This is a genomic window from Bacillus sp. ISL-4, from assembly GCF_018613275.1.
Classification (GTDB): domain Bacteria; phylum Bacillota; class Bacilli; order Bacillales; family DSM-1321; genus Peribacillus; species Peribacillus simplex_E.
In genome coordinates this window covers 225680-232862 of sequence record NZ_JAGGQN010000020.1, presented here as the reverse complement: position 1 = coordinate 232862, position 7183 = coordinate 225680, and the positions used below count along the sequence as shown (strand labels likewise).

At 37.5% G+C, this 7183-nt stretch carries 6 protein-coding genes; 4 read left to right on the top strand and 2 right to left on the bottom strand.

The genetic code is table 11. The annotated features are described in order from the left end of the window. Positions 1-61 precede the first annotated feature (61 nt). The gene (locus tag J7J00_RS16655) at positions 62-610 is read right to left on the bottom strand and encodes an MFS transporter (RefSeq protein WP_309487185.1); all 549 of its coding nucleotides are present in this window, start codon (positions 608-610) and stop codon (positions 62-64) included. Continuing rightward, entirely contained in the window at positions 580-1302 is a 723-nt protein-coding gene (locus J7J00_RS16650) for an MFS transporter (RefSeq protein WP_214792306.1), read from the bottom strand. Before J7J00_RS16650 ends, J7J00_RS16655 begins: the two co-directional genes overlap by 31 nt. A gap of 219 nt (positions 1303-1521) precedes the next feature. Between J7J00_RS16650 and J7J00_RS16645 the strand changes: the two genes are divergently transcribed. The 4 genes from J7J00_RS16645 (at position 1522) to J7J00_RS16630 (ending at position 6380) form a co-directional block, all read left to right on the top strand. After that, positions 1522-3237 (top strand): ABC transporter ATP-binding protein, encoded by a 1716-nt coding sequence (locus tag J7J00_RS16645; RefSeq protein ID WP_214792304.1) that lies wholly within the window; start codon positions 1522-1524, stop codon positions 3235-3237. Between the two features lie 222 nt (positions 3238-3459). Then, complete coding sequence (gene wecB, locus J7J00_RS16640; RefSeq protein ID WP_214792302.1) at positions 3460-4551, top strand: non-hydrolyzing UDP-N-acetylglucosamine 2-epimerase; 1092 nt, start codon at positions 3460-3462, stop codon at positions 4549-4551. Then, positions 4544-5530 carry a polysaccharide biosynthesis protein gene (locus J7J00_RS16635; protein WP_214792300.1) on the top strand — a complete coding sequence of 329 codons (987 nt, stop codon included), beginning with the start codon at positions 4544-4546 and terminating at the stop codon, positions 5528-5530. The genes wecB and J7J00_RS16635 overlap by 8 nt, the downstream gene beginning before the upstream one ends. A 1-nt stretch (position 5531) precedes the next feature. Next, on the top strand, positions 5532-6380 hold the full coding sequence (locus J7J00_RS16630; protein ID WP_214792298.1) for a dTDP-4-dehydrorhamnose reductase family protein: 849 nt from the start codon (positions 5532-5534) through the stop codon (positions 6378-6380). Positions 6381-7183 lie beyond the last annotated feature (803 nt).

Sequence of the window (7183 nt, the reverse complement as noted above, 5' to 3'; positions counted from 1 at the left end):
ACTTTTTGGGTTCACTTCAAAAACCAAGGTTCCTTTTTTATGTTGAATCAAAAGAAATGCATCATCTTGGAATATTAGATGACTGACTTGACGATGATTGATCACATTTTCCCCCTTGTAGGTCCTTCCTTTTAAACGTTGCATAAAGAAAGGCAAGGAATATCAGGGTGGAAGAAAATTGGAACGTTGTTTTGACACTGTATGTTTCCGATATATAGCCTAATAGTAAGACAGATCCGGCAAATGTAAGATTGATGACCGCTCCCCAAACGGCATAAATTTTTGCAAGAGTCTTTTCCGTTGCATGGTCTTGGAATAGCTTGGTGTAGATTATTTCCCGGATTTGTTCTGGGAGGCCGTACAGGCATGCCAGCAGCAAAGCCAAAGCTGGAATACTGGTAGTTCCAAAAAGCAAGATCAGCAGTGAACTTAAAAATAGCCCGAAAGTGATGAAGAATCCAATATATTTTTCTAGTAACTTGGCAAAACGGATGACGATCAATCCACTGAAAATCATGCCGACAAAGTAGCTTGTGTTAATGTATCCCCACCACTCCTCACCAAGTTGTAGATTCTGTTCTACATATAAATAGAAACGGCAGCCACCCACACGCTTGAAGCTAAAGTAGTTATAAAATCAATGGAAATGAGTGTACGGATAGTTGGGATTTGGCGAATCGCAACCCATCCGGATTTAATGGAACCCCAGTTTGTCGGAGCAACAGAGTCCGTCGTTTGTTCTGCGATTTCGATTCTCACTGTATAGATCGTAGAAACGGCAAAAAGCATGACAGTAAGCCAAATGATGAAGCTGCTGTTGGTGCTTATCAATAAGACGGAACCTAGTGGCCATCCTGCAACAAAGATGGTCTGGGTGATCACATTTAAGAAACCATTCGCTTTCATCCGTTTATCTTTTGGAACTAATTGAGGAACCAAAGCTGCACTGACCGGGGCTGCGACTCCATCCAATAATGATATCAAGGCAATGAAGAGAATGACGGCAACAGAAAAATCATGATTGAAATTTGTTATATAGATTCCTAGGCAAACGAGTAAGATAGTTTTCCACCATTGAGATTGTACAAGGATTCTTTTTAAAGGAAACCTGTCGATGACAAGGGGGGCAAGTAAACTGCTGAAAAACCGAAAAATCGTTGTAGTGAACGGAAGCAAACTCAAATAAAAGGCAGATCCCGTCAAGGTATATAATAGTGAAATCAACCCGACTACATAAAATATATCCCCTAGATTTGCAAACGCCTGACCTATCCAAAGGCATCGAAACGATGTGGTTTTCATGAATACCATCCTTTTAAGAAAATAAAGTTCATGGATATTTAGAATGGTTATTTTTTTACACTGGATTCACTCCTTAATTTAATAGATTGCATGAGCCGGGTTGGGCTGTTTTATATAGATAATTTTACCATAATATGAAAATGGGGGTTCTGAAATGCTTGCTGAATATTGAATATGGAATTATACTCCTTAATATATGTAAAAAAGGAGAAAAATTTGATGATTCGACGTTTTGCTTCATATTACCTGCCGCATAAGCGGTTATTCATTATTGATTTCTTCAGTGCAGTGGTCGTGGCTGTACTTGAACTTGCATTTCCGCTAGCCGTTCAGTGGTTTATAGATACACTGCTGCCTGGCGACGATTGGTCTGCAATTGTTTCGGTAAGTGCCGGTTTGTTCCTCATATATATCATTAGTACCTTTTTACAGTTCATCGTAGGGTATTGGGGTCACAAATTGGGTATCAATATTGAGACTGATATGCGTGAGGAATTATTTGAGCATGTGCAAAAACAATCTTTTCGTTTTTTTGATAACACGAAAACCGGCCATATCATGAGCCGCATAACCAATGATCTGTTCGATATTGGTGAACTTGCTCACCATGGTCCCGAAGATTTATTCATTGCCTTCATGACTTTTATAGGTGCATTTTGGATTATGTTGACGATCAATGTGAAATTGGCACTCATATCGGTTTGTATTTTACCGTTCCTCGTTTTGTTAATTGTCATAAGTAACTTAAAGATGAATAAAGCCTGGAAGAAAATGTATACAGAAGTTGCAGATGTAAATGCCCGTGTGGAAGATAGCGTCTCAGGGGTGAGGGTTGTCCAATCCTTTACTAATGAAACATATGAAATGAAAAGATTTTCTACTAATAATCGCAGATTCCGTAAAGCGAAACTTCTTGGATATAAGGTAATGTCCTTTAGCTTATCAGGCATTTACATGATGACGAGGTTTATGACCCTTGCCGTGTTGGTGATAGGAGCTTGGCTAACATTTCATGGGCAGCTCTCTTATGGTGAACTGGTTGCTTTCGTCTTATACGTTAACGTATTATTTAAACCGATCGACAAAATCAGTGCGTTGATGGAACTCTATCCAAAAGGGATGGCTGGCTTTAAGCGTTTTACGGAACTTCTGGATGTCGCGCCTGATGTCGTGGATAAAAAGGATGCAATAGAAGTAACCACCCTTTTGGGCGATATTTCCTTTAAAGACGTTTCTTTTAACTATGAAGATAAAAAGCCGGTTTTAAAAGGTATTGATCTAACAGTTAAAGCGGGTGAAACCATCGCTTTTGTCGGGCCTTCAGGAGCCGGGAAAACGACTATATGTTCATTGATCCCACGATTTTATGATGTTAATGCCGGCTCGATTTCCATTGATGGAATTGATATTCGTGAGATGACGAAAAAGTCATTGCGATCACAAATTGGCATTGTCCAGCAAGACGTGTTTCTTTTTACAGGAACTGTAAAAGAGAACATTGCGTATGGAATGCTTGACGCATCGGATGAACAAATTCAAAAAGCCGCAAGGAAAGCCCATTTGGAGACTTTCATTGAAGGCCTTCCGGAAGGCTATGAGACTCAAATAGGTGAACGCGGCTTAAAATTATCGGGAGGACAAAAACAAAGGATTGCAATAGCAAGGATGTTTTTGAAAAATCCGCCAATATTAATTCTCGATGAGGCAACCTCTGCACTCGATACTGAAACGGAAAGAATAATTCAGCAGGCTCTTACTGAACTAGCTGAAAACAGAACTACGTTAATCATCGCACACCGTTTGGCAACCATTCGAAACGCTGACAAGATCGTGGTAGTAACGGAAGAAGGAATTGCTGAAGAGGGCGGTCACGATGACTTACTTAAACAGGGGGGCATTTTTGCCAATCTGCATCAATTACAATTTCAAAAATGATAAAAAGCTATATGTCCTCACAAGGACATATAGCTTTTTAAATAGAATAGGGTGGAGTTCAATCAATAATGATCTCTATAAAAACATAATTTTCAATTAATATTTCTATGAACAAATTGAGGCGAAATCTAATAGGATAGCCTATAACAATAGGATTGGCTGTGCATACAATAAGGGTAGACGGTGAGGCCATAAACCAGAAAAGATTAAGGAGTGTAAATCGTGAAAGTAATGACTATTTTAGGGACTCGACCTGAAATCATCAGATTAAGTCTAATTATAAAGAAACTGGATCAATATGCCGATTCACATATTCTAGTGCACACTGGACAAAATTTCACCGCATCCTTAAGTGAAATATTCTTCCAACAGCTAAAGGTACGAACCCCTGATTATGTCTTGTTGAATCAACAGCAAACTCTTGGTGAACAGTTAGCGGCCATATTTAAAAAATTAGAGGTCATCCTATTAACTGAAAAGCCCGACAAAATATTAGTGTTGGGGGATACAAACTCCGGACTCAGCTCTATCTTAGCAGAAAGAATGGGCATACCGGTTATTCATATGGAAGCAGGGAACCGTTGTTTTGACTTGGAGGTGCCTGAGGAAAAAAATCGTCGTATTATTGATGCTGTTTCAAGCTTTAATTTACCATATACTCCTCAAAGTAAAGAAAATCTCTTGAAGGAAGGTATCCCGAGTAACAAAATATATTTATCGGGAAACCCCATTTACGAGGTCTTGAACCATTACGATAATGAAATCGAGCAAAGTTTAATCTTGGACAAAAGGAATTTGGATAAGGAAGATTATTTCCTCGTTACCATTCATCGTGCCGAAAATGTTGACCATGAAGACCGTTTGCTGGAGATAATGAAGGGCATTAATTTAGTTGCCGAAACCTATCAAAAAAGAATCATATGCAGTTTACATCCCCGGACAAAATCCCGCATTGAACTCAGTCCCAAATTAGAAGTGCATCCATTAATTGAATTTCATGAGCCATTTGGTTTCTTTGATTTCGTAAAACTTGAAAAAAACGCTTTTTGTGTGCTGACCGATAGTGGAACCGTTCAAGAGGAATGTTGTTTGTTCCATGTACCGACAGTTACGATACGAAAAACAACGGAAAGGCCAGAAACCATTGAGTCGGGCAGCAATATGTTATCAGGAATTGACGCTAAACAAATCGTCAATTGTGTGAAGGTTATGGTTAGCCAGCAAAAAGACTGGACTTTTCCAGAAGGTTACGACCATAAAAACGTTTCAGATAAAGTACTTAAAATAATACTGGGAGGCCATGAAATTGATTAAAGATCGAACAATCTTGGTAACAGGCGGTACAGGCTCATGGGGATATGAATTGGTTAAGCAGTTATTAGATTTTGAACCGAGTGAAATACGGATTTTTTCAAGAAATGAGTCCAATCAATTTACAATGAAGCAAGAGTTTGATAATAATCCGAAATTACATTTCATAATCGGGGATGTAAAAGAGAAGGAAGCTTTATTGGAAGCTTGCCAAGGTGTTGATTATATTTTCCACTTGGCAGCGTTAAAGCATGTTCCTGTATGTGAAGATCAACCCATTGAAGCTTTAAAGACGAACGTAATTGGAACACAGAATGTTATAGAAGCCGCTATAAGCTGTAATGTACATTCGGTTGTAAACATTTCTACAGACAAGGCATCGAATCCATCCAATTTTTATGGTCTATCAAAGGCAATGGCCGAAAGACTGATCATACACGCTAATACATTAAACACCAAAACAAGATTTGTTTGTATCAGGGGCGGAAACGTGCTGGGCACAAATGGAAGTGTCATTCACGTTTTTAAAAAGCAAATTGAAGAAAAGGGAAAAATCGGGATAACCGACTTAAACATGACGAGATTCTTTTTAACCATTGAAGAAGCGATTAAATTGGTATTTAAGGCAACCTTTGAAAGCATTGGCGGAGAAATTTTCGTAATGAAAATGCCGTCCTGTAAAATTATTGATCTTGCCCAAGTATTAATGGATGCTTCTAATAAAGAAAATGTAGAGGTTGAAATTCTAGGAATAAGACCAGGAGAAAAAATCCATGAGATCCTGCTTTCAGAATATGAGAGCACAACGGCGATTGCCTATGACGATGAATATTATGTAATACTTCCATCCATTCATATAGATGGGATAAAAGAACATTACTCTAAATACCAGCCGGTTAGTTTAGAAGACTATAACTCTGGAACAGGACTAATGGATAAAGCCCAGATTAAGGAAATGTTAAAGCAAGGGGGCTTTATTTAACATGAAGGTACTAGTCCTTGGTGGACAGGGGATGGCAGGCCATGTAATAAAAGAGTATTTCACACAAGGCCCGAATTATCAGGTGACATATACGTCAAGGGATCCGAATGATAAAAATGGTCTATATCTGGATGTAACCGATTTAACGAGTCTAGAGGAAATCATCGATAAAGTTAAACCTGAAATTACGATTAATTGTATCGGCATTTTAAATGAGCATGCTAGTGATAATACGAAACTCGCTTTTCAGGTTAACAGTGTTTTTCCCCATCAGCTTGTTAAATTGACCGAACGCAATAATGGAAAATTGATTCATATCAGTACAGATTGTGTATTTTCTGGTATAAAAGGTGATTATACTGAGGATGATGTCCCCGACAGTTCCACAATTTATGGCCAATCAAAACATTTGGGAGAAATCATTAGTGAAAAACATTTGACTATACGGACCTCCATAATAGGCCCGGAACTAAAAGAAAATGGAATTGGTTTATTTCTTTGGTTCATGAAGCAAAAGGGAGAAATAAAAGGATACGAAAAAGTGCTATGGAATGGTGTAACGACTCTTGAACTGGCTAAGGCACTGGACACGATGATTCAAAAGAACATTACTGGGTTGTATCATCTGGGTTCAGACGAAAAGATTTCTAAAGCGGCCTTATTAAAATTGATTTCTGAAATCTTTGAAAAAAATGATGTGGAAATCATTCCGAATTCAAATAAAGTTCTGGATCGAACCATAAAGAATAGTAGATCTGATTTTAAATACCAAGTTCCAACTTATGAAAAGATGTTAGTAGAATTAAGAGAGTGGATGAGATATCAAAAAACATACGGACCGATTGGTTAACTTAAGTATTAACCAACTTATATAGGCCTGATAGGCTTAAGTGGAAGAACCTCACAAAATAAATAATGTAGAGAATCTTATTATTTATTTGTCTATAGTGGCTTTCTTTAGGGTGGAAATCTGAAAAAAACCAATATTAATGGTCAGGATAGGTTGAAATATGCTAATGACCATTAGTATATTACATATGTTAATTATCAAATGCATCGATAAATTACTTTGGATGAAATAGATTAAAGGTGTATTCAACGTTCCCCGGGAACTTAGAAATACATTCTTTATGCTGATGGTGGCTCACAATATACAGGAAGTGAATGTACTTCGTCTTTATTAAAGTAGGAAGAAGTCTACCAAGTTTAATATCTAGACTTTTTATACACCAAAATTAGCGGTTCGTCCACCCCTTAGGATTTTAAAATATTCGATTAGTTTCATTCCATAAAATAAATTCATGACAAATTTTCAGGTTCTCCGGATGGAATAGGAGAAAAAACCGCTTCCTAGTAATTAGAAACGGCAATAATAACATATTTTTTTGCAATTTTTCAATGTTTTAAGGGGATCTTAGTTTGAATGATTAAATTGTCCATAAAGGAAAAGGTTTCATCAAATTTATATATTGAAATACTAGTTCAATATTTTAGTTGTGGTGTCATAAACTAAGCGTTGAAGCTAATGCCGCTTAGTATCGTTTTCCAATGATGATTATTCGAATTCCAAATATCATCGTTAGGAAGTTCAATAACACAGACTTTACTTAGGGGCCAATTGTTTTCAACAATGCCGTTTACATTGGCATGTTT